Annotated in this window: 26 protein-coding genes; 17 read left to right on the forward strand and 9 right to left on the reverse strand. The window is 42.0% G+C overall.

What is annotated here, in order from left to right; genetic code table 11:
• The first annotated feature begins 1 nt into the window (after position 1).
• From ACTHPA_RS13090 to ACTHPA_RS13110, 5 genes are all read left to right on the forward strand, one after another.
• Positions 2–199 (forward strand): hypothetical protein, encoded by a 198-nt coding sequence (locus ACTHPA_RS13090; protein ID WP_440500802.1) that lies wholly within the window; start codon positions 2–4, stop codon positions 197–199.
• 724 nt (positions 200–923) lie between these two features.
• Positions 924–1241, forward strand: coding sequence for a hypothetical protein (locus ACTHPA_RS13095; protein WP_440500804.1), 318 nt, complete (start codon positions 924–926; stop codon positions 1239–1241).
• 69 nt (positions 1242–1310) lie between these two features.
• On the forward strand, positions 1311–1760 hold the full coding sequence (locus ACTHPA_RS13100; protein WP_440500805.1) for a hypothetical protein: 450 nt from the start codon (positions 1311–1313) through the stop codon (positions 1758–1760).
• A gap of 149 nt (positions 1761–1909) precedes the next feature.
• Complete coding sequence (locus tag ACTHPA_RS13105; protein ID WP_440500806.1) at positions 1910–2230, forward strand: hypothetical protein; 321 nt, start codon at positions 1910–1912, stop codon at positions 2228–2230.
• A gap of 216 nt (positions 2231–2446) precedes the next feature.
• Positions 2447–2677 (forward strand): ATP-dependent Lon protease, encoded by a 231-nt coding sequence (locus ACTHPA_RS13110; RefSeq protein ID WP_440500808.1) that lies wholly within the window; start codon positions 2447–2449, stop codon positions 2675–2677.
• 84 nt (positions 2678–2761) lie between these two features.
• On the opposite strand, the gene ACTHPA_RS13115 is transcribed toward ACTHPA_RS13110, so the two are convergent.
• The 4 genes from ACTHPA_RS13115 to ACTHPA_RS13130 all read right to left on the reverse strand — a co-directional run bounded on the left by ACTHPA_RS13115 (position 2762) and on the right by ACTHPA_RS13130 (position 7351).
• Positions 2762–3991, reverse strand: a complete 1230-nt coding sequence (locus ACTHPA_RS13115; protein WP_440500809.1) for a dicarboxylate/amino acid:cation symporter — start codon at positions 3989–3991, stop codon at positions 2762–2764.
• Between the two features lie 35 nt (positions 3992–4026).
• A complete protein-coding gene (gene dapF / locus ACTHPA_RS13120; protein ID WP_440500810.1) occupies positions 4027–4893 on the reverse strand; it encodes a diaminopimelate epimerase in 867 nt (288 codons plus the stop codon).
• Between the two features lie 21 nt (positions 4894–4914).
• Complete coding sequence (locus ACTHPA_RS13125) at positions 4915–5928, reverse strand: D-cysteine desulfhydrase (RefSeq protein WP_440500811.1); 1014 nt, start codon at positions 5926–5928, stop codon at positions 4915–4917.
• A gap of 280 nt (positions 5929–6208) precedes the next feature.
• Positions 6209–7351 carry a glycosyl hydrolase family 18 protein gene (locus tag ACTHPA_RS13130; RefSeq protein ID WP_440500813.1) on the reverse strand — a complete coding sequence of 381 codons (1143 nt, stop codon included), beginning with the start codon at positions 7349–7351 and terminating at the stop codon, positions 6209–6211.
• A gap of 210 nt (positions 7352–7561) precedes the next feature.
• Between ACTHPA_RS13130 and ACTHPA_RS13135 the strand changes: the two genes are divergently transcribed.
• On the forward strand, positions 7562–7942 hold the full coding sequence (locus tag ACTHPA_RS13135) for a KGG domain-containing protein (protein WP_440500814.1): 381 nt from the start codon (positions 7562–7564) through the stop codon (positions 7940–7942).
• Between the two features lie 101 nt (positions 7943–8043).
• On the opposite strand, the gene ACTHPA_RS13140 is transcribed toward ACTHPA_RS13135, so the two are convergent.
• On the reverse strand, positions 8044–8595 hold the full coding sequence (locus tag ACTHPA_RS13140; protein WP_440500816.1) for a hypothetical protein: 552 nt from the start codon (positions 8593–8595) through the stop codon (positions 8044–8046).
• Between the two features lie 73 nt (positions 8596–8668).
• Positions 8669–8845 carry a hypothetical protein gene (locus ACTHPA_RS13145; RefSeq protein WP_440500818.1) on the reverse strand — a complete coding sequence of 59 codons (177 nt, stop codon included), beginning with the start codon at positions 8843–8845 and terminating at the stop codon, positions 8669–8671.
• A 223-nt stretch (positions 8846–9068) separates the two neighbouring features.
• Between ACTHPA_RS13145 and ACTHPA_RS13150 the strand changes: the two genes are divergently transcribed.
• From ACTHPA_RS13150 to ACTHPA_RS13170, 5 genes are all read left to right on the forward strand, one after another.
• Positions 9069–10202 carry a polysaccharide deacetylase family protein gene (locus tag ACTHPA_RS13150; RefSeq protein WP_440500819.1) on the forward strand — a complete coding sequence of 378 codons (1134 nt, stop codon included), beginning with the start codon at positions 9069–9071 and terminating at the stop codon, positions 10200–10202.
• Positions 10203–10225: 23 nt separating this feature from the next.
• Complete coding sequence (locus ACTHPA_RS13155) at positions 10226–10723, forward strand: sigma-70 family RNA polymerase sigma factor (protein WP_440500821.1); 498 nt, start codon at positions 10226–10228, stop codon at positions 10721–10723.
• Positions 10720–11796, forward strand: coding sequence for a S26 family signal peptidase (locus ACTHPA_RS13160; protein ID WP_440500822.1), 1077 nt, complete (start codon positions 10720–10722; stop codon positions 11794–11796). The genes ACTHPA_RS13155 and ACTHPA_RS13160 overlap by 4 nt, the downstream gene beginning before the upstream one ends.
• 193 nt (positions 11797–11989) lie before the next feature.
• Positions 11990–13477 carry an S-layer homology domain-containing protein gene (locus ACTHPA_RS13165; protein ID WP_440500824.1) on the forward strand — a complete coding sequence of 496 codons (1488 nt, stop codon included), beginning with the start codon at positions 11990–11992 and terminating at the stop codon, positions 13475–13477.
• 70 nt (positions 13478–13547) lie between these two features.
• A complete protein-coding gene (locus ACTHPA_RS13170) occupies positions 13548–14948 on the forward strand; it encodes an S-layer homology domain-containing protein (protein ID WP_440500826.1) in 1401 nt (466 codons plus the stop codon).
• Positions 14949–14996: 48 nt separating this feature from the next.
• On the opposite strand, the gene ACTHPA_RS13175 is transcribed toward ACTHPA_RS13170, so the two are convergent.
• The 3 genes from ACTHPA_RS13175 to ACTHPA_RS13185 form a co-directional block, all read right to left on the reverse strand.
• Positions 14997–15254, reverse strand: a complete 258-nt coding sequence (locus ACTHPA_RS13175) for a hexameric tyrosine-coordinated heme protein (protein ID WP_440500827.1) — start codon at positions 15252–15254, stop codon at positions 14997–14999.
• A 123-nt stretch (positions 15255–15377) separates the two neighbouring features.
• A complete protein-coding gene (locus ACTHPA_RS13180; protein ID WP_440500828.1) occupies positions 15378–16268 on the reverse strand; it encodes a DMT family transporter in 891 nt (296 codons plus the stop codon).
• Between the two features lie 223 nt (positions 16269–16491).
• Positions 16492–17268: a YheC/YheD family protein gene (locus tag ACTHPA_RS13185; RefSeq protein ID WP_440500829.1), complete on the reverse strand. Its 777-nt coding sequence runs from the start codon at positions 17266–17268 to the stop codon at positions 16492–16494.
• A gap of 183 nt (positions 17269–17451) precedes the next feature.
• Here ACTHPA_RS13185 and ACTHPA_RS13190 point away from each other — a divergent pair, with 183 nt between their 5' ends.
• From ACTHPA_RS13190 to ACTHPA_RS13215, 6 genes are all read left to right on the forward strand, one after another.
• A complete protein-coding gene (locus tag ACTHPA_RS13190) occupies positions 17452–18225 on the forward strand; it encodes an APH(3') family aminoglycoside O-phosphotransferase (protein ID WP_440500831.1) in 774 nt (257 codons plus the stop codon).
• A 181-nt stretch (positions 18226–18406) separates the two neighbouring features.
• Positions 18407–19372: a UV DNA damage repair endonuclease UvsE gene (uvsE, locus tag ACTHPA_RS13195; RefSeq protein ID WP_440500989.1), complete on the forward strand. Its 966-nt coding sequence runs from the start codon at positions 18407–18409 to the stop codon at positions 19370–19372.
• A 231-nt stretch (positions 19373–19603) separates the two neighbouring features.
• Positions 19604–20059, forward strand: coding sequence for a GNAT family N-acetyltransferase (locus ACTHPA_RS13200; protein ID WP_440500833.1), 456 nt, complete (start codon positions 19604–19606; stop codon positions 20057–20059).
• Between the two features lie 15 nt (positions 20060–20074).
• A complete protein-coding gene (locus tag ACTHPA_RS13205; RefSeq protein WP_440500834.1) occupies positions 20075–20512 on the forward strand; it encodes a hypothetical protein in 438 nt (145 codons plus the stop codon).
• 75 nt (positions 20513–20587) lie between these two features.
• Positions 20588–20965: an SET domain-containing protein gene (locus ACTHPA_RS13210; RefSeq protein ID WP_440500836.1), complete on the forward strand. Its 378-nt coding sequence runs from the start codon at positions 20588–20590 to the stop codon at positions 20963–20965.
• Positions 20966–21145: 180 nt separating this feature from the next.
• A complete protein-coding gene (locus tag ACTHPA_RS13215) occupies positions 21146–22369 on the forward strand; it encodes a stalk domain-containing protein (protein WP_440500837.1) in 1224 nt (407 codons plus the stop codon).
• Positions 22370–22400: the final 31 nt, after the last annotated feature.

Below are 22400 nucleotides of genomic sequence, written 5' to 3' on the forward strand. Positions count from 1 at the left end.
AATGGTATGGGGAACTATTATACTGTGGCTAGTTAGTTTATTCATCCTGTATATCGTGATTTTTGCAGCAGTAAAGGATGGAATTGATCGGTCCGAGGTGGGGCAATTGATCAAAAAGAAATACGGGGTAAAAGAAGAGATTGTACCGGTGAGTGATGAGGAAATTGAAAAGGAATTAGAAGATCGATTTAAGGATTGATCAAACGTAAAATAAAATACAGTAAAAGTAATTTTTCGACAATCGGTTCCAGAATGGGATTCAAATGGGTTAAAATCCGAATAACAAAAGAAGGTACTATAACTCAAGATTTATGTGTCGGTACCTGTAAATTTATACTAATAGATTCAGGGGGGTTATGGAGTGGCAGGATGGTTTGGAATAATATTTATGTCAGTCTTATTCATTTTTATAAGTTTCTTCTTTACTCTGTCATTTTTCGAAAATCTACATAAAAGCGATGAGAGAATTACAAAACAATCAAAATTAGCAGCTCTTATATGTCTTGGCATAGCTTTTGTAATTCCATTCTTGTACGTCTTTTTTACAGGCTAACATCGCAAACTGGCACGATTATGGAAGAAATTACAACAATAAAATATGGTAAGCACAAACGTATAGATAATTACTTAACGGGTTCGGTTTTGTGATATCAACGTTTAGATGATTTAAATAGACATACTGGAACAGAATTAGCACAGGGATTAATAAGAGCACGTAAATTTATGTGCATTTGCTAATTCCCTTGTTAAACACTTGCTGATTGAATATTGGATAGAAAAATATAGCAGGTAATTGAAAAATACATATTAAAATATATGGAAGATTGCGAAATGACGTTCTTCAACTAACGGTGCAGGTTAGTTTAACAACAATTTGAAACTTTAGTACGTAATATGCATCTAATCTTTCAAGGGGGTGCCTTGTGAAAACTAAATTCACAATAAGTTTTACATTATTGATTTGTTTATTTTTTGCTGGCTGTTCGGATGATTATCAAGAAAGTTTTACTTTCACAGGTACAGTAGAAGAAATTCTTGTTGAAGAAGAAATGTTGATTATGAAGGAGTATGGCGGGGTTTCTCAGGGTAGACGAGAAGGAAATGTATACGAAATACCCGTTGAAAATGTAGAGAAATATAACATTGGACAAAAGCTTGAAATAACTGTCTTTTCTAATACTGATGCTGATATTTGGAGGTTAGACAATATGAAATTCGATATAAAAACAGTCGAAAATTAAATTTCTTATTCAACTAACGGGGCAGTAGAGTTAAAGAAAAGATGATTCAAAACTAATAAGGGGGCATTTATGAAAAAGGCGATAATCACTTTAATAATATTAGTTATATTAAGTATTGGGATTTACTTCGTTATCGGGTTATTTAATAACAATCCACCTGAACTGACTATAACTGTTGATGAAAAGAAGCTAGAAGTGGCACGAGGTTCATATTGTTGGGATGGTTTATTTAATTCTGTTTGTGCGGATACGATTTCTCCCCCAATGCTAATTGAACATCATAAAATTAAACCTGTAATTGTATCGTCTGAATCTGAATTAAAAATAGAATTTAAAAAAGAACCTAACGCAAATACATTGGGAGTAAATAGATGGTTTAATGATAATGAAGTGGAAGGCGTTTCGTTAAGTAATAATGTTTTGCTAGCACCAAAAGAAAAAGGTGTTTACATTTACGATGTCCATGCAAGATGGAAAAAGGGAAGTTCGAGTTATGCTTTTGTAATTGAAGTTCGATAAGACTTCTTGAAGTAACGGGTGCTTTACTTGAAGATCGTTGAGCTGCTTCAGACAAATTAGATTCTGAATGGTTCTAATTGAAGATTAGTGATTCAAAACTAAACGGATCAGGTCAGTAGACTATTTTCATTGGAGAGGAGGAAGTAATTATGTTAGATGGTCTTTTTGATTGTAATCCACTTGCCATAATCCGTTTTAAGATTGACGACGAAAAAGAAGAGCATGGGGAGTATATGGGTGGATTTTCAACTTGGCTTCCTTCTGAATTGACTGAACACCTTGAACATAATTTCGGTAAGGTCACACTTGTTCAACAAACCGAAACCGAGATTCGGTACACATACAAGCGTGGGAAAAAAGGCGGGAAGAGAGAAGGGAAAATACTTGTGACGTTCGATCACTTGTGGGATCAGAATGCGGAGAGGGTAAATAAACTTGTCCCCTATTGGATTGCAAAGGGGCGGCAGTAGCCTGGGACAGTAATTAGGAAATTAATTCGTGTGCCTAATTATCGAATGCTCAATTTTTCTTGTTCAATCAACGGGTGCTTTACTTGAAGGAGTAAAGCCTTTTTTCTTATTGAACTAACGCGGCAGTTTAAGTGAAGAGTGTTTCTTAAGTTATGGTCAACAATCGAGTCTTTAAGTGGAATACAGTACAGGTAGTCAGATTAAGGGGGGATTTGTGTGAAGTTGTTGTTATCCATTCTATTAGCTGGGCTTTTAGGTATCTTGGCATTCCTCGGTCCTATTGGAATTTACATCTTATGTGCAATAATTGTTGGAGTCATCTTTAGGTCATTTATTTTAATTAGTGAGGTCCATAAACAAGTAGTACCACCTAATAGTAATGACAGGGTGGAAGATGCGTACGAAAGATATATCAAAGAGAGAGACGAAAAAGAAACGGAAAACTAATGTATGAACGGGTGCATTAGTTCAATAAGATAGTAGACTATTACACTAAAAAGCGCTCAGAAATCTGAGCACTTTTATTTTCTCCTATTCTACATGTACTTTCTCCATCCAGTCTTTCCCTTCCAATTGCCTTGTTACAAGCATACTTGCAACCGTGTCTCCAGTTGCGTTAACCATCGTTGCAGGTGGGTCAACAACGACACCGATTGCTGAGATCATCGGCAATGCCTGAATCGGTAGACCATACAGTGTAACGATGACCATCTCACCGATAAAGCCGCCGCCAGGAATTCCGCTCATCACTACACCTGACAGTAAGGAAATCGCAATTGCTGTCAAGAAAGTGCCGAATCCTGTGAAATCCATATTGAACACGCCGAAGACGAACGCGATTTTGAGAATGGCAGAAAGACAAGATCCATCCATATGAATTGTCGCGCCGAGCGGTAATACAGTTTCCCGAATATCCTTTGGTACGCCGATTTGTTTTGCTGCTTGCAAGTTAATAGGGAGGGTTGCAAAACTGCTTCCCGTGCCAAGCGCAGTTGCAGCAGGTGCAAGAATGTTTTTCCAAAAACGGACAACTCCTTTTTTCCCGCCAGCAATGAATGCGTAAAGCGTAAATCCAATCACAAAATATAGAAAAGCAACAGGGTAATAAAGGATGAAGGCTTGCGCATAATCACCGATCAGTTCTCCGCCAAAGGTGCCGATCAATGCTGCAAAATAGGCACCCAAGCCGATCGGAGCATAATACATAACGAGTTGAATCACTTTCATGAAGATTTCGGAGCCGCTTTCTAAAAAGCGGGCAAATGGCTTTCCAGCCTCGCCTGTCAACCCGGTTGCGATTCCTAATAACACCGAGAATACAATTAACGCGAGCATATGTTTACGTGAGAATAAATTGACAAAGTCCGGAACAGTAAACGTATTTACAAGTTGATCGGATAGCGACAGCACTTCCGTATTTTCTACAACTTCCCTGGGAATATCAACCCCGGATCCAACTGGGAAAATAAGAACGGCTACTAACATCACAATGGATGCAAAAATCCCTGTAATGATAAAAACCGTAAGCATGGAGCCCATGATTTTCCCAAGCCGTTTCATACTGTCCATATTCGCGACAGCTGATGCAATCGAAAAGAATACAAGTGGAACAACAATCATGAAGAGTAAGTTTAAGAATAAATCCCCAAACGGTTTAATGACGCTCGCCTTTTCGCCAAAAATCAGCCCAATTATGGATCCGATGATAATGGAAGCTAGAAGGATGAGCGGGAAGCGATATGCTTTCAATTTTTTTGCCATGCAACTGTTCCCCCTTTAATGTAGAATCTGTATTTCTATGAAGCTTGACGGTTCCAATGGAAGACCCCTTGAATCGTTGTCTCCGCTGGTCCGGTCATCCAAACATGATCATCATCATCCCATGTAATGCATAAATCACCACCACTCAAATGGACAGTGACATCTGTCCCTTTTTCGATAAAACCGTTTAAAACTGCAGCGACGACTGCTGCGCTTGCTCCTGTTCCGCAAGCTTCTGTCACGCCGGAACCTCGTTCCCATACTCTGTAATTCATTTCATGGCGAGAGAGGACTTCAACAAATCCGACATTCACACGATCTGGGAAACGCGGATCTTCAGTAACGATTGCGCCCAACTCATGTAAAGGGGCTTCCTCAATCGCATCGACAAAAAACACAGCATTTGGATTGCCCAAAAATAATGCCGTCACTTGCCATGTTTGTGACGCAACTTGAAACGTTTCCGCAATCACTCGGTTATCGTCAGGACCGTGCATCGGAATTTGACTTCGATTCAGTAGAGGCGAACCTAAGTCTACTGTCACTTGCTCTACACGCTCTCTTTCGCCGTATACTTCGACAGTGACAATTCCCGCCTTCGTTTCGATCCGAAAGATATTGCTAGAAACGAGATGGTTTTCATAAGCATATTTTGCTGTGCAACGTAAACCGTTGCCGCAACTTTGTCCTTCCGATCCATCTTTATTGAAAATCCGCATTCCAACATCCGCCACGTCACTCGGATGGATGACAATGAGGCCATCTGATCCTACGCCTGTATTGACATTTGAGATATCTTTCGCCAGTTGACTGAAAATGGCATCATCGAATTCATGTACAATGGCATCGAGGTAAATGTAATTGTTTCCAATTCCGTGCATCTTCGTAAAAGGTATTTTCATAAGCTAACCTCACTTCAAGCTTTATAAAGTAAACAAGTCCTCATTGAATAAAGTATGGTTTGCATATAAGGACGGGGATCCACCTGTATGAATAAACAGCACGTTGTCTTCCTTCTTGAATGTTCCGTTGCGAATTAAGTCAATAAGCCCTGCCATCACTTTTCCTGTATAAACGGAATCGAGCAGAATACCCTCCGTCCTCGCCAACATTTGTACTGCTTCAATCATCCCTTGTGTCGGAATGGTGTAGCCTTCGCCAACATACCCGTCGTAGCAGTGGACACTAGTAGCTAATTGGTTGTCTTTCACGTTTACATAATCCGCAGTTTGCTGTACTAAATCTGTGATTTTCGGAATTTGTGTTTCGTTTGGCCTGGAAACATTGATGCCATGCACTTTAATCGGCGCGCTGCTTGCATTAAAACCAACGATCAGTCCTGCTTGTGTTCCGCCACTGCCGCTCGCAACGACTACATCGTTAATGACAAGCCCAGTGTTAAAAGTTTGTTGTAGGATCTCTTGAGCGCACGCCACATATCCAACCGATCCTAATTCATTAGATCCTCCGATTGGGATTAAATAAGGTTTTCTGCCCGCCGCCGCTAATTCTTCTCCTAATGCGTGCATGTCCGCTATTACATCCGATCCATGAGGCACAACCTTAATTGATTCAGCACCTATTAATTTAAACAGCAAGTTATTGCCGTTTGCATCTGGATGATAAGGTGTAGCAACACCTTCCTCTAAAACGAGCTGGCATTTTAAACCTTCTTTTACGGCAGCGGCTAACGTCAGTCGGCAATGGTTCGATTGGAGAGCACCGCAAGTGACGATCGTGTTTGCTCCTTTTTGAATCGCATCGGCAATTAAGAATTCGAGTTTCCTCGTTTTATTCCCGCCGCCGGCAAGTCCAAGTAGATCATCTCGTTTTATGTAGATGGAAGGACCACCCAATAGTCTCGATAGATGGGTTAACTTTTCGATTGGGGTTGCTGCGTGCGTATAGATTCTTCGAGGGTACTTTGCGAGTAGCATTTGAGCATCTCCACCTTTCAATTATTTGGAATCAACTAAACTTCTTTTGAAAATTTTAGTTAATTCAAAGTATCGATTAGGAAAACTCTTCTGTCAATGAGCAATTCGACATTCTTCTACAAATATCTGTAGGGGAGTGCTCTATTCAATCACGTAAGTATTACAGTATATTTTAGGAATTATTTATTATGCTGGATGGGATAGGCATGTATATAAAAATAGGTACCGGACGTGAGCAATTTAGCATTGCTCGGGAGTCTGGCACCTTAACGATTTTTATTTACACTCTCTTCCGTATCGTAAAATTATCTCCAAGCAACAACCAGTTTTGCGGGAAGGGATATCCGAGGACCCAATAACTGATGCCTCGAAGCTTATAATCTTTCACCATATTGAACTTCGCTTGTGCGCTGCGGGCGTCTTCAAACCATACTTTATGGGTACGCCCTTGTTCGTCGGCGTAACGGAAAAATGGAGATTGTGCTTTTGTATCATATTGGATGGCTGCTTGATGTTGAATCGCTCGTCGGACAGCTTCCTGTGCGCTGAATGTTTCGGCTTCCTGCCCTTCAACGAAAGGTAGCAGCCAGTCACGTGCATAAATTTGAAAGCCGAACAGAATTTTGTCTCGCGGAATGACGGTGACAGCGTAGTCGAGCACTCGTTTTATTTCATTGATAGGTGAAATTGCTTGGGCAGGCCCTTTTCGATATCCCCACTCATATGTCATCAGTACAACAAAATCGACGATTCTACCATGCGCTTCATAATCATGCGCTTCAAATAGCAATCCTTTTTGTTCACCACTCGTCTTTGGAGCAAGAGCTGATGATACAGAATATCCCTCAGGATGTAACCGATTGACTGCCAGCTGCAAAAACTCATTGTAATGCTCCCGATCACGAGGATATACGTTTTCAAAATCGATATTCAATCCTTCATAGCCTTTCTCTTTCATAACAGCGAGCACATTCGTAATGACCTTTTCCTGAAGTTCGCGACTTGATAAAACAGTATGGGCAAGATCGGATCCAGCTTCTGTAGCGCTGAAATTTGTGATTGCCATTATGGGTACGATTCCTTCAGCTGCAGCAGATTTGAGCATTTCCTCATCATCGAGATCCGTTAAACTTCCATCTTCTTTCACGCTATACACAAATGGCATCCAATACGTTAAGTAACGGCCGACTTCTTGAATTTCCCGCGCGCCTGTTTCCCCAGTATTGATCGTATAGGCATTCACATCAATAACCGGTTTTGAGGCGGTTGAACGGGAAACGGTCGGAATGACAAGGGCTTGACCGATGACTAATGCATTCGGATTTTCCAATTGGTTGGCCGATACAATTTGATTTACAGTAACGCCGTATTGATGGGCAATTGCCCATAAGGAATCCCCCTGTTTGACGACATAAATCTGCAATGCACTTCTCTCCTTATTCTTCATCTCCTGTATGGTATTCCGATAGGAAATAGGATGTCATCACTTTCAGGCGACACATCTACTAGTTCTAGGCAAGAAAGATAGCGCTTTACATATGCAGTAAGCCTTATTCGGAAAATATATGATGTTTTAAATAAGAGTACTAGGGAAGAACATAGTCGTAAGGATAAAACAGAGGAGGAATAAAAAATGGCTAACAACAACAAACGTAATCGATCAGATGAAGGCAAAATGACAGTGGAAGAAGCAGGACGTAAAGGCGGCGAAGCGACTGCTGAAACGCATGGAAGAGAGTTTTATGAAGAGATCGGTAGAAAAGGCGGAGAAGCTACTTCTGAATCTCATGGAAGAGAATTTTACGAAGAAATTGGCAAAAAAGGTGGAGAAGCCCGCGCCAATCAACGTGACGACGATGATAATAACGGCAAGATGAGTAGGGAAGAAGCAGGTCGCAAAGGCGGAGAAGCGCGTGCCAAGCAACGTGATGATAATGACAATGACGGCAAGATGAGCAAGGAAGAGGCAGGACGAAAAGGCGGAGAGGCACGTGCGAGGAAAAAAGATAAATAAACTAGTTTGTAAGGAATATAACAGTTACTAAATGATAAAAATGAGGAACCAAATCAAACTTACATTTGATAGGTTCCTCATTTTTTATGGAGACATTCACATTATTTCAGGCCGCCGCTAAGTAGGTTTCTCAACAATTGCTTGTCGCCGAGATATGACATTTTAGCGATTTTATCTTCACGCATAATGGCAACACCTGTAACTTCGATTGCTGTTGTCTCCCCGTCTTTATCTACATAATCAAGCTTGACCGTGAAGTTATAATTCGATGGCGTCACTTCGTTTTGCTCCACAATGACATCGTTCACCTGTAACTGATAGTCGTATCTGTCGGCTACCGTATGGAACATATCGAATTCATTCGTTCGCGTGTACAGTTCGAAAGTGCTCTCCGTAAAGTAAGGTCCGTATGTTTCCTCTAAATACGTCATGTATTGAGCGACTTCCTCCTCGAATTTTCCTTCATCGTCCGAGAAGTAATTCGCGAAGACTGCTTTTTCTTTCGGTGCATTCATTTGCAGTTCAACAACCGTTTTGACCGTTTCTATGATGTTATCTTGTTCATCGGTCTTCGAGCAGCCTGCACAGACAAGACAGATCGCAAAAAGAAATATGGATGCACCTGTTTTCCAGCGAGAAACTCTATTCATCATCTCCTCACCCCATCTATTCACATTTGTAGTTAGCTAGTATACGGCCGGCGGGCGATAAACGTTTCATTATTATCTAGACTTGAACTTCTAGTCGTCTGTCCGGGTTATTATCGATCATTTCCTGCTGTTTATCGGTCATTTCCCGGAAGTTATCGATCAAGTTCGGAGAGTTATCGTTCATTTCCCAAGAGTTATCGGTCATTTTCACAACTTTATCGTCATTTTGTGACCTTTGACCTGCCAAAACCATCTCTCAAAGAACCCCAAAAAACTTTTTTACAAACCTTTGAAACTTTTTTTGAAAATCTCCGTCTGTACGTTGCTTGAATGACAGTGGAGGTAAAGGTATGAGGAAGAATTCTAGTAAGCTGATACTTGTGTGCTTGTTTGTATTTATTATAAGTATAGGTGCGATATGGTTTTTCGTAGAGTCACAAGGAATAGCTTTTGCGCAAGATAGAGACCGCTTTATTATGAAGAAAGAATTTGAGCAAGTACTGACATTGCAGGAACGCCAGCCGATTTATATGAAAGGTGCAGCCTTGAAGCAGATTGGCGAGTTGGAGGCGAATCAGCCGGTTGCCATTGTCGGTGAAGATGAAGTGTATTATGAGCTTCGGCTTGGAAATATGTCTGCCTTTGTCCGGAAGGGGCACGGGACAGTCGAATCAATGAAGCTATCGACAGTTGTACATAAGGAGCGGTTGGCTGCTATTCTTTCATTGCAAAAAACCGCCGTTTACGAAAATCCCGACTTGCAGAGCAGCGTTATACTGGAGCTTGAGGAAGGTTATCGCTATCCAATCGTGCGAGAGGAAGAAAATTGGTATATCCTTACGATAGGGGAGCGTCCGGGTTATATTCATAAACAGTCCGTTGAAATGGATGAGGGAATGCCTGTACTTGTCTATCATCAAGTGTTGCCGCTAGAGTTGATGAAGACGATGAATAGCACAATTTCGTTGGAATCGTTTGAGCAGCAGATGGAGTATTTGGCGGAGCACCATTTTGAGACGTTGACTGCACATGAGCTTTATGATTATTTGGAAGGACGTCTTGTCGTGCCGGGCAAGGCAGTGCTGATTACATTTGATGACGGTTTGTTATCGACGAAGGAATATGCCTATCCGATTTTAAAACAATACGGCTTTACTGCACTACAGCATATTATTTCTTCACGTACGGGCCGGGCAGAGGGGACGCAGTTGTTTGATGCGGAAGGTCCGCTGCAGTTTTTTACAGCTGCAGATTTGGATGAGCTGGCGGATGTTTTTCAATTTGAAGCACATACGGATGAACTCCATGCACTGAACGGGGATACGGGAGAAGGTGTTGTGTTTGATCATACAAAGGAAGAAATCCTATTGGACTTACAGCAAAATGTTGCGCAAGTGCCGGCAGCGGTTTCGTTAGCCTATCCGTTTGGGCATTATAATAAGGATTTTATTGCGGCGGCGAAAGAGGCAGGGTTGTTGATTGGCTTTACGACGACGGAAGGGTATGCCAATCGAAAGATGTCAAATTATGAAGTTTGCCGATACGGTGTGACAGAGAAAAAGTCGTTCGATCAATTCGTTGCGTATGTGGAAGGGGACATGACTTGGTAGTGAAAGAGGGTGAGGATTCGTAAATGAGTACTATTGATAAAATCATCGATGAGCATTCGCGTTATTTAGTGCGCATCGCTTATTTATATGTGAAGAACTGGTCGACTGCCGAGGATATTGTGCAAGAAGTGTTTGTTACGTATTTTCAAAAGAGTGACCAGTTTCGCAATGAGGCATCGTTGAAGACGTATTTAACGAAAATGACGGCCAACCGCGCAAAGGATTATTTGCGTTCATGGAAGCATAAAAAAGATGTGCTGTTCGATACAATTTTTGTTTCGGAAAAAGGCGCAGATGAAGTTTTGTTGGAGCAGGAGCGGCTGGCATCTCTTGAGAAAAATCTTTTTCAGCTGCCGTTAAAGTACCGGGAGCCGCTAATTTTATTTTATTATGACGAGCAGTCGATCACGGAAATAGCAGCCTATTTGCAGCTCAACGAAAATACTGTGAAAACGCGGCTGCGGAGGGCAAAGCAGCAGCTTAAGGAATTTTTTGAGGAAGAGGAGGTAGAGAGCAATTGAATGATTTTAAGCGTAAGCTCGATCAAATGATGGGCGATACAACGCTGCAGGAAAGGCGGATTAAGCAGCGTGTGCATGAACAATTGAATAGAGCACCGGCGAGAAAGTTTTCTTGGCAAGTGCTGTTTGTCACCGCGGCGCTTCCGGTCGTGGCACTCGTTCTTTTTCTTGCGATTGACCCTACGAATTATCTTTCGGCAGATCAAGGGCCGGGCACCCCATATGACCCGCTGGACGATTTGGCGCAAATTTCGGCATTGCAGAAGAAGAAACAGTTGTCAGCCGTTGATTATGAAGTATTCGCGGAGCTTCCGCATTTTGATCAAGTCGATGGTCTGCATTATGTGGATAAAGAACAGTTTTCATTGAAAGGAAGTTCGGATACTTTCCATACAGTCATCGAGCGGAAAGCGAATTTATTCGACGAAGTTGTATACGAGACGGGCGACATTGTTCGCACAATGACGAATACGACGAGCCATTTGCCGACATATAATGATGCCTATTATGAGGTGATTGCGGTTCCAGGAGATCGAGTCGTATTGAAAAATGGCAAGCTGCGCATAAACGGCAAACCGGTAAAATCTGACCTTATGGATCGTTATGAAAAACACGGAGTCGAAATTGTAGGCGGATACGACCAGCTGTTGAATGCGCGGGAATATTTATTGTTAAACCATTTCCCGGCAAGTGAAACAGTACAAGGGGCGACAATTACACCTGTACACAAAATTTACGGGCAAGTAGTAGGCGTAGCGAGTGAAGAAGGTACTGATTCGATTTATATCGATTACTTAACCGGACAGCTTGCGGATGAATACACACCGGAACAGTATTTTGATTTGTATTTGTATGACGATTTGTTAGGCTATGGCAATTTGCCGGAAACGCCTCTGTTTTCGCAACTGACGAGGTTAGGTGAATTGTTCTTAGAGGCATCGTATCGAACGACCGCTTCTGTTTCTGAAAATGAAGTTGAAATCCGCTACGAATATGGACGAGAAGGAGTAGCGGAGCAAGTGTTTCATATGAAATGGGATGTAAATGCAGGTCGCTGGGTAATAGAAGAATAATGCTGGAGGGGGATGGGACCCCCGATATCATCATTTATAGAAACCAGGTTGGCAACCTCCCTAAAATAACCGTCAACCAACCGTTTAATATATAGGACGCGCTAATCTGGTTTCACGGTACCTTTTCACGGTGCCTGTGCAATGCATGCGCAGCCACCTCAATAATTCTGTAAAGTAGAAAGGGAGATTGAAAGTGAGGAAGAAGATATTTATTGGATTAGGGGCGTTGCTGCTTGCTTGCAGTCTGCCTTTATCCGGCACAATTGCTGCTAGCACGGAAGAGCGATTTTCAGATGTACCCTCATCAAAACATTTTGCTGAAGCGGTTAATGATCTAGCAGAACGCAAAATTATTGGGGGCTATCCGGACGGCACTTTTAAACCGGGGAACTCCATTACGAGAGGGCAGGCAGCTGCTATCATCGCCAAAATGACCGACTTGGACACTTCGAACGTGAAGAATCCAGGGTTTAAAGATGTCTCGACAGCGAATGGCTATTACAAAGCGATTGCAGCGCTTGCAGAAAAAAGCATCATTAGCGGTTATGGTGATGGACGTTATGGTCCGAACGATCCGATCACCCGTGCACAGATGGCTTCGATAATTGTGAAAGCTTTTGATTTGCCTCGTTATGACTTCACGTCATATAAAAGTCCATTCGTAGATGTGAAACGGGGAACGGGTCACGATCCGAGCATTATATCCATCTACAGACTTGGCATCACGGGAGGAACGACTCCGGAAACATTCAGCCCGAACTCGCCCATCACAAGGGGGCAAGCAGCCAAAATGTTGAAAGCGACCGAAGAAGCGAAGTCGCAAATTGTAACCGTACGGGCAAGTGATTTCGGTTGGGAAGAGTTTAAAATGTTTGATTCCAACCATGAGGATACCGGCTTGTACCATGCGGTTGTAGGAAGTGATAAACCAATGGGCAGCACTGCAGACAAGATCCACTTAGTCCCGCTGAAAGAGGGGGAAGGTACATTCCAAGTCGCATTAGTGTATTCGGGAAATCCTGATAAAAAATACTATCGCAAGTATTATGCGCACGTCAAAGAAGTGGACGGCAAGTTAAAGCTGACATTAGAAGAGACGCAAGATTTCCTCACAACGCCGGCTATCCTTGATGTAAGGGGTAAAAAACAGGTCCAAAACATATCCCTTGCCACGATGGACGGAAAGGAACTGTCTGACAATGTGGCGTTCAGGAAGTGTATCTCTTTCAGTCCTTCCGATTGCCGGGAATCTGATGCAACTGATAGTGAGGGCAAGTACTATAATATCCGCTTTGGTATTGATGAGCCGGGTCGATATATTGCCACGGTCCGATTCGAGGATGGAGAAGAAGTACGGTACGGCATCGAAGCGGTAAGCCTTACACCGCATTTTTATTACAGCATTCGGACATTGGAGGAAAGGCCGACTGCGTCAGTGGATCTAGGCGCAACATATGATATTGGAAAGCATGTCTTACCGAAAGATGCTGAACAGATTGCCACTGTCACAAGAGATGCGGGAACCAATGTATTCCATGCCGTCGGTAAGAAAAAAGGTTCCTTCAATATTAAACTTCCAGACCATAACAAGACTGATTTACTTGGAATCGGCGTGCATGTCCAGACATTGGGACCTATTATCAATGTCCAGATCTATGAAGAAATCGACACGCATATGTGATTGAATGTGAGTGGTATGACTGCAGGGATGACGAATGCGCAAGCATATCAATAGAAAGAGGTGTACGAAATTGAAAAAAATCTTCATTTCTTTTCTAACTTTATTCCTTTTCTTTTCAGTAACATCAACGGTTGACGCAGAGACAGAATATCCGCCGTACAACGATCCGATTCCGTTCAAGGATATGCAGAAGGGCAATGGTGCTTCGTGGGACATCATGTTCCTATACAAAAAGGGGATTATCGGGGGCTATCCGGATGGGACATTCAGGCCGAATGAACCAATCACCCGTGCACAAGCTTCCTCCATGCTCCTAAAGGCGCTTGATATTCCATTGGCGAAAAACCCGACTGTCACTTTCAAGGATGTGTCGAAACAGTCGACTCACTATCAGACGCTTGCGACCATTAATGAAAAGGGAATCCTGCGTGGGGAAAACGGCTATATGCGACCGGCAGAACAGACGACGCGTGCCCAAATGGCTGCGATTCTACGCCGGGCATTCGACCTTCCATTGGAACAGAAACCGATGTTTAGAGATGTCTCGCCGGCACACTGGGCATTCGGGGATATTAACAGCGCGGCACTGAATCGGATAGCAGGCGGCTACCAGGACGGTACGTTCAAACCAGGAAATCCGGTTACGCGCGCCCAGTTTTCTTCTTTCCTTGCACGAGCGATTGACGACAAGATGAAGTTGCCTACCCCGTTTTCCTATGTCAGCCAGAAGGGGATTGTCGTAGAAGAGGACGGGTTCCAGTATACGATCAAGGGCGAAAAGCTCGTAAAGATTAATAAAAAGACGAAAGAGGAAACTGTACTGCTGACGGAACAGGATTTCCCGACACAAGATGGACTTTTTGACGTCCACCTGGAAACAGGGTTTCCGATCATCCTCCAAAACAACATGATATACGTTCCATACTGGGCCGCTGTATCTCAAGTGGCCGATTATCCATATGCGTATGGTGTATTTCAGACGAATAAAAATGAAGTAGTAAATAATACGAAGTATATGGACATGGGAATCGATGCGGATCATGCAATGAGTATGCGGAATTTCAACGTCTATGGACATGACTACTATTATACTATAGAAAAAAACGTACGGTATTTCGATTACAATCCGATCTTCGACGAATCCGTAAATATAGACCAGACACTAATCCTTTACCACTATAGTCCAGACAAAATGGAACCAGTAAAAGTGATAGAGTTCGATGCACGCGTCATTTTCGAACGGCTTGATGGGTCCACAAGATTTTCAACTAACATTACGCAAAATAACAAGTCCGTCAAATTCGACCCGAGCACGATGTTTTATTTCAATAAAAAAGGTGTGTTTGCATACAGCTTGCTGGACGGGAAAACGAAAAAACTATCGAGTATCCAAGCGAAGGATATGAAACTGACAGCGGCAACCGTGGAAATTGTTGATGTGAACGGGAAAAAGCATTCGTTGAAAAAATGAACAGGAAGCAGACATGCCGAGCATGTCTGCTTTTTGCGTGCCCTTCTACTAGTAGTTTTGCCAATACTGTGGTGTCCAGGTTCTCCAGTAGTTGTTTGCAGCTGCAATTGTTTGATAATGAATAGCGATCACTTGTGATACTGCTATTAAGCTATCCGGATCTCTCGAATAAACAGGACGCAATAGTTTTCTAGTATCTTCTGAAGGCTGTGTGACTTCAACCCCTTTTTGCGCAAGCTTTATTGCTAATGCAAACCCTTCTTCTGGCGTTTGTGTAAGCAGCGTTTGCAGTTCAGCTTTTGCCATGCAGTGCACCTCCCAGGGTAGTTGCTATCGCTATACATATGCATAGGTAACCCGGTGGGTGTCACTTCTTCAAAAAGAAATAAAACCCCTAAAAAGGGGCTTCATATATTTCTAGTGATTGTATTATGAAACCGGTTTTAACCTTTTCCGTAATGTGATTGACTTATTTTCGCTTACAAATGTTGAACCTAAAAGCAATGCCCCACCAAGTAGTTGAACGAATGTCGTTTGTTCTTGCAAGATCATAACTGATATGACTAATGAGGTGATGGGGTCTGCATAGCTTAGTGCAGCCATGCTTTGTCCTTTTAACTTTTGCATACCAGAGAAGAATAACAAAAATCCAACCCCGGTGTGTCCAATCCCTAAAATCAGTATAAATGGAATGGAAGCACTCGATACTTCCAAAATCCCGAATCCTTCCGTGAAGAAAACATATGGCACTAGAAGGACTGTCGCAGTTCCAAGTTGAAGTACTGTCTTTTCTAAGCCATCCATGTTCTTGATGAATTTATTCAGGATCATTAAGGAAGCGTAGAATACAGCTGCCAGAAGTCCATACCCGATGCCGATTAGATCATTCAATCCAGATGTACTGACACGGCCATTCCCGACAATGAAAAGCATGCCTAGCATGGCGACACCGATGCAGATAATTTTCTTCGCTGATAATTTTTCCTTAAGTAAAAGTGGGGAAAGAATCAAGACAATAACTGGTGCAAAATAGTAGGTTAATGTTGCATTGGAAAGTGTTGTATGCTTGATTGCTTCGAAAAAGAAAATCCAATTTCCACTTAATGCAATACTCGAAAGTACGATTACTACAGCATTTACTTTTACCATGGTCCATGGAATTTTCTTCTTCATTATGATAAGGACTGCCGTTAAAAACAAACTGCCGATAAAACCACGTACTAAAGCTATTTCGCTTGAGGATAAATCAATGTATCTTACAAATACACCAATTGTCCCGAAGATAACCATAGCTAGTAAAAACTGAATTTTAGATGACATCGTCTACTCCTTCGGCTCTTTATGCATAAATCGCTGCATATATTGGTGCATTCATTATACTAAATAACAATGGACTTTGTAATAATTCCTCCAATATTTCGAAACCTTCAACAGGAATTTGTAGATGTCCGACAAAAGATACTATTACCCGGGAAATACCGACACTTTTTGAAAAGAGTTGCGTGTATTTGTCGAATAAAACCTTTTTGTATCACTTTCACTATTACGTTTTATCTAACTCGCTCTGCATTTTTCGCAAGGCAACAATCCGTTTCCAAATGGCTTTATTCTCAATTTGCGCAAATCCGCCGATGCCTGGTGTCGTATTCACTTCGAATAAAATAGGTGTACCTTCTTGATTCACACCGAAGTCCATTCCATATTCTCTATTAGGCAGAACGGAATAGATGACTTTTGCGGCTGCCAGTGCAATATCTTCTAACTTATTAACTGTCTTCTTTTGATTTCTGACTTTCGTCTGGGACAAAACTTCGGAGACAGTCATCACCCTAGCGCCCCTATGGAGATTCACAATCCCGCTTTCCGACACATGTTCCATTGCAGTCGTCCCATACATCCCGCCGATGACCCATGCGCCATTTAGTTTTTGGATATGAACTCGTATCGAACAAGGCTGTCCATTTTCAGTGAAGCTTTGAATATCTTCTTGAATAATATACAGGCCGCTTTCTCTCCCGAATTTAATAAATGGATGAAGGAGCTCCTGAATTTCATTGGCGTTCGACATGGATTTTCGGACAGGCGTTCCTTGAATGGTAAATCCATTTACATAGTATTTCCCACCGTCGTTTTTGCGGATCTTGAAGATTGCTCTGCCTTGGCCTGTCGTATTATGTTTCACGAAGACAGACGGATAACGGTTCAATAAGTCATCCAAATTGTCTTTACTGTAAACGGTCGTTTCAGGAATATGCTCTGCGACAAATGGGTCTTGCTGTAATAATACATGTTGCTCCCATTTCCCCAATGTTCTTTTCATGTGCAATAGTACCTCCCTATATGTAGCCGTTGTTAAAACGGATGTCTATTCCTATTTTATGCACGCGGAATGAAGGTAGCTGGATTTTTGGGAAAGGTGATGTGGAAAGTGAAGGTTGCTATCTAGGGTACCTGTCGAGTAATGTGGAAACTATAAATAGATTGCGAAAAGGCTGTGATTCATTTGATAGATGTTCCTTCAAGTTTAGCGGAATTGACAGATGGGTTCTCTTGGGAACCGATTACAATCGGACATTCGGAGGCGATGACCTTTTTGTTGAGAGGCTCCCACTCGAATCGCTACTTAAAAATGCAACGGAAAAACTTTGTTGAACGGCTATTTGCAGAAAAAGAGAAATTGGAGTGGTTGGAAGGAAAGCTGCCTGTGCCACGCGTGATTTTCTATGGCGAAGACGAAGCGAATGAATATTTGTTAATGTCTGAAGTGAAAGGCGTTAATGCATCGGATTCATCACATCAAGGAGCATTGCCTGCGATTTTGACGTCGTTAGGTGCTGGGCTTAAAACAATTCATCGCGTCCCTATCGACGATTGCCCTTTTGATCAAAGTCTGGGTGTGAAGATTGAAGAGGCGAAAAATAGGGTGAATCAAGGATTGGTCGATGAAGATGATTTTGATAAGGTGCGAAAAGGGAGGAAGACTAGAGACCTTTTTAAAGAGCTCATCACGAAAAGGCCATTACATGAGGAGCTCGTTTTTACGCATGGTGACTTTTGTTTGCCGAATGTCATTGTGGAAAATAAAAGAGTGAGCGGCTACATTGATTGGGGTAGGGCAGGAGTAGCTGACAACTATCAAGATTTGGCTTTGGCGATACGAAGCATCTCCAGTAATTTCGGCAAAGAATATGTGTGTTTCTTTCTCCAAGGCTACGGGATGGCTGGTTTGGATGAAACTAAGGTTGACTACTATCAACTAATGGATGAGTTTTTTTAATAAGAGTTTTGCTGTTTATTCACACTAACCTTTCGACCGTAAAGTCGTTAAAGAGTTGGTGTTTTTTGTTCGCCATTTTCCGTGTTGACAAAGAGCGTCGTATATTTGTCCAAGTAGGGAAGAGACTATCTTGAACGGACATCCGTTTAGGTATTCATTGACGGAAGAGACGAGGTGGAACATGACGATTGTACGACTGGGATATGTGGCGATGAGTATGGAGCTTACAAATGCATCACCGTCTAAAACGATGACATTTGCACAGTTCCAAAAACAAGAGGACCGTGAAGCGGCTATCCGTAAATTGGAACGGATTGCATTGGAGAATCTGGAAAACACATTTAGACTACTGAAGCATAATCTCTTTAATGACATCCATTTCTATCGCTTCTCCTCAAGACTGATTCCTTCAGCCACCCATGATGAGCTTGCGGGTTGGGATTATATGAAGCCTTTGAAAGGGAAGCTTTCTGAGCTTGGTAACTTTATCGAAGAGCATCAGATGAGGGTTGATTTTCATCCAGACCATTTTGTCGTATTGAATTCCCCGAAAAAGGACGTACTCATCAATTCAGTAAACAACTTAAAGATGCATCATTTGCTATTAAGCGGGATGAAAATAAATCCGACCCATCGATGTGTTCTACACGTCGGCGGCAACTACAAAGACACGGCAAAATCGTTGGAGCGTTTTGTTGAAAATTGGAGTGAAATTCCACTGCCAATTCAAAAGATGATTATGCTGGAAAACGACGATACATCCTTCACGCTTGAAGACACGCTTTATCTTTGCGAGAAATTGGAGATTCCTCTCGTATTTGATTACCATCACCATCTGGCATTCCACCGAAACCCAAACTGGGAAAACGACTGGGACCGTGTCGTACAGACGTGGAAAGCCTCTTCACTTCCAATCAAAATGCATATTTCCAGTCCGAAAAGCGAAGATAAATTCCGTCACCATGCGGATACTGTTGATGTGGATATGTTTTTCACATTTCTACATGAAATCAAAGGTTCAGTCCCGCAGATTGATTGTATGATTGAGGCGAAACAAAAGGACGTAGCTCTGTTTACGTTAGTCGAACAAATTAAGGAAAGAAAAGATGTAGAAATGATCGATAGCTCGACATTTTATTTGAAATAAAAACAGGTGCCTGTGCAAGACACAATTCAGATAATGCACTACAATTGTATAAATGCAATAGGAGACCTAAAGACGATCATGTTTAATGGGTTTTCTATTGCATTTTTATTATTTTCAATGAATTGTCATAAATGCATCTTGCACAGGCACCGACACAATTTACGCAATTGTTCTGAAAGATAATTATGGTAATGTAGTAACAAACAGTGCTTTCAGAAAGGGACGGTAAGTGTGAAATGGGAAATACGCAAGGTGACTGATGACAAAAAGAAAGAGATCTTATCATTGCACGTTGCTGAAGGTCAAAGGCAATTCATCGAGACGATAGAGGAATGTTTGATGGATGCAGAGCAATGGAAGGAATTTCGACCGGTTGGATTATATGTCGATGACGTGCCGGTCGGATTTGCAATGTACGGTTATTTGGGAGATGGCAAAGGTGGCGGCAATTTGTGGATCGACCGGATGATGATAGATGAGAACTTTCAAGGCAAAGGATACGGCCGTCATTTCATGGAGTTGTTAATGAAAAGAGTAGTAGATGAATATGGAGAGCAGCCTATATACTTAAGTGTTTATCCTGAGAATACAGATGCTATCCGATTGTACGAGAGGCTGGGATTTGTGTTTATCGGTGAATATGATTCGAAAGGCGAACAGATTATGGAATACAAAGGTAATTCCTAAAGGAGGCAACTTACCATGATATTTATTTTGCTTGGTTTCGTTGTGATCCTGCTAACCGCAACAGTCATTGTTAGTGTCAAGCACTACAAGAAGGAACTAGTGAGCCAAGATTGGTATGACGAACTTTATTATAAATTCCAGTCGATCGAATGTCCGCACGAGAAGCACATCAAGTTCTCGGAAACGAATTGGAAGTTCCATTTCACTTTTCAGCGTGAGAAGGCTATCACCGTACAAAAAGGGCTGGTCTCCAAACAAATACGACAACATCATTTTCGATTCTTTTGCGAGGAATGTAGGCAACAACGTTGGTTCGAGCATAGCAATTCTAGCGCAGAAACGAAAGGTCTATATAGCTTGCGTCTCAAATATTTGTTCCTGACTGGCGCCTCGATCATGCTCATTTTATTCCTTACTGGGAATCTGTTCAATTGGTTGCTTCGATTTCAGTAAGTAATTAAAACCACTCACGGCGTCAATTAGTGTTATAGTTAGAAAGTAAATTTTTTAAGTGAGTAGGTGGACAGCATGATTGAAATAAAAACATCTTCACTCAGTGACGGTGAATTCAACAGAGGCGTATTTGCGACGTGTGATATTCTCAAAGGAACGATGGTGCATGAAGCTCCTGTCATTGCATACCCGAATGACCAACATCCGCATATCGAGCAAACGCTATTATCTGATTACGCTTTTGAATATGGCGTTAATCATTCCGCGATCTTGCTTGGCTACGGGATGCTTTTCAACCATTCTTATAAGCCCAACGCTACGTATGAAATCAGTTTTGAAAAGCATACGTTTGATTTCTATGCGTTTACAGATATAAAAGCCGGTGAAGAGATTTTGATTAATTATAACGGTGACGTGGATGATAAAGAATTACTTTGGTTTGATCAGGAGTAAGAAGGATGAAATTAAATAAGAACCACTTTGTGAACGCAGGAATGAACGTATTCTTGTGTTTTTTTTATTCCCTCAATGGCATTCCTCCCGCCCCGATTCGTGGTGGACGTTCATAACTATCAAATCTCCCGAGTACACATATACTACATATTCAATGTTCAATCAGAGAGGAGACTATAATTGGCTGTACGGATTTTCCGCTTCATTATTTGCTTTGCAGCAATATTGGTCATTGGGTTAGGTGCGCAACAATTGAAAGCATCGGCAAGCTCTTCAGATTCTATTATTAAAATCTTTTTGAATACGAAAGAGCTGGAAACGAAAACACCTGCTAAGGTCAAGGATGGGACAACGTTCGTACCAGTACGGGCAGTATTTGAGTCATTAGGAATGAAGGTTAGTTGGGAGCCGAAGCAACAGTTGCTTACTATGAAAGATAGCGAGAAGACAATTATGTTAATTGTCGGAGAAAAGACGGCGACAGTAAATGGCAAGACGGTTGCACTTGAAGCTGCGGCTGAAAATATCGACGGAGCTTTGCAAGTGCCTCTTCAATTTGTAGGTGATGCGACAGGGACTGTGGTGTACTGGGACCCGTATAACGCCGAAGTTTCATTGCTGACCCGGAAATTCATTAAGGAAAGCAATATTGATATGGTAGAGCTTGATAGTTTAATCAAAGAGTATATGGACAAAAAAGCGAAGGATGAAGCTGCCAAGAAAAAAGAAGATGCCCAAGCGAAAATAAAGAAAAAACCAAAGACGCCTGTCGATTTGAATAAATTAAGCGGGATGTATGCAGGGTTCCGGAGTGATTTCGGCGGGTATGAATGTGGCGGCATGTGTTGGGATATGTATACATTCTTGCCGAATAAAAAAGTATTTATCGGCGTGCCTGCAAATGGAGGTCCAGAGACGATTAATTGTAAAAAGGAAGAATGTCTCAACTACTCGATCAGTAAAGGACAGTTGAAGTTAAGCAACGGGAAATCCCTTTCGATTAAAAAATCGGATAGCGGTTTTCTCGTCATAAATGGGATCACGTTGGATAAGGTGCAGACTGTGCCTAAAGGAACGAAGTTCAATAATACGTACAAATATATGGGGTATTCGGGCTTGATTGGCATTACGCCGGCCGCAAACTCGTGGACGTATAAATTAACTCTTCGAAAGGATGGAACGTTCGAGCTTTCAGGTGTGAGCATCGGGAGCTTGGCGGCAAATAGTAATCCTTCTACACATACGAGCCATACCGGTAAAGACGAGAAAGGAACGTATACGATTCAAAATAATACGATTACAATGAAAGGCAGTGATGGTAAGGTTCTTAAATCCCTGTTCTTCATTCATGATTCCGACGTGGATGATATCCAGATCGGGTTGAGGAATTACTATGTTAAATAGAAAATAGAAAAACAGCCAGTGGAGGCTGTTT

This window comes from Sporosarcina sp. SAFN-015 (assembly GCF_051966875.1).
In the GTDB taxonomy this organism is placed as follows: Bacteria; Bacillota; Bacilli; order Bacillales_A; family Planococcaceae; genus Sporosarcina.

Excerpts from the sequence above, each read along its gene's own strand:
- ACTHPA_RS13180 (WP_440500828.1), bottom strand. The coding sequence starts at position 16,268 with ATGTCATCTAAAATTCAGTTTTTACTAGCTATGGTTATCTTCGGGACA.
- ACTHPA_RS13150 (WP_440500819.1), top strand. The coding sequence starts at position 9,069 with ATGAAGAAAGAATTTGAGCAAGTACTGACATTGCAGGAACGCCAGCCG.
- ACTHPA_RS13210 (WP_440500836.1), top strand. The coding sequence starts at position 20,588 with ATGATTGAAATAAAAACATCTTCACTCAGTGACGGTGAATTCAACAGA.
- ACTHPA_RS13145 (WP_440500818.1), bottom strand. The coding sequence starts at position 8,845 with ATGGTTTTGGCAGGTCAAAGGTCACAAAATGACGATAAAGTTGTGAAA.
- ACTHPA_RS13185 (WP_440500829.1), bottom strand. The coding sequence starts at position 17,268 with ATGAAAAGAACATTGGGGAAATGGGAGCAACATGTATTATTACAGCAA.
- uvsE (WP_440500989.1), top strand. The coding sequence starts at position 18,407 with ATGACGATTGTACGACTGGGATATGTGGCGATGAGTATGGAGCTTACA.
- ACTHPA_RS13155 (WP_440500821.1), top strand. The coding sequence starts at position 10,226 with ATGAGTACTATTGATAAAATCATCGATGAGCATTCGCGTTATTTAGTG.
- ACTHPA_RS13100 (WP_440500805.1), top strand. The coding sequence starts at position 1,311 with ATGAAAAAGGCGATAATCACTTTAATAATATTAGTTATATTAAGTATT.
- ACTHPA_RS13135 (WP_440500814.1), top strand. The coding sequence starts at position 7,562 with ATGGCTAACAACAACAAACGTAATCGATCAGATGAAGGCAAAATGACA.
- ACTHPA_RS13140 (WP_440500816.1), bottom strand. The coding sequence starts at position 8,595 with ATGATGAATAGAGTTTCTCGCTGGAAAACAGGTGCATCCATATTTCTT.
- dapF (WP_440500810.1), bottom strand. The coding sequence starts at position 4,893 with ATGAAAATACCTTTTACGAAGATGCACGGAATTGGAAACAATTACATT.
- ACTHPA_RS13125 (WP_440500811.1), bottom strand. The coding sequence starts at position 5,928 with ATGCTACTCGCAAAGTACCCTCGAAGAATCTATACGCACGCAGCAACC.
- ACTHPA_RS13205 (WP_440500834.1), top strand. The coding sequence starts at position 20,075 with ATGATATTTATTTTGCTTGGTTTCGTTGTGATCCTGCTAACCGCAACA.
- ACTHPA_RS13090 (WP_440500802.1), top strand. The coding sequence starts at position 2 with ATGGTATGGGGAACTATTATACTGTGGCTAGTTAGTTTATTCATCCTG.
- ACTHPA_RS13105 (WP_440500806.1), top strand. The coding sequence starts at position 1,910 with ATGTTAGATGGTCTTTTTGATTGTAATCCACTTGCCATAATCCGTTTT.
- ACTHPA_RS13175 (WP_440500827.1), bottom strand. The coding sequence starts at position 15,254 with ATGGCAAAAGCTGAACTGCAAACGCTGCTTACACAAACGCCAGAAGAA.
- ACTHPA_RS13115 (WP_440500809.1), bottom strand. The coding sequence starts at position 3,991 with ATGGCAAAAAAATTGAAAGCATATCGCTTCCCGCTCATCCTTCTAGCT.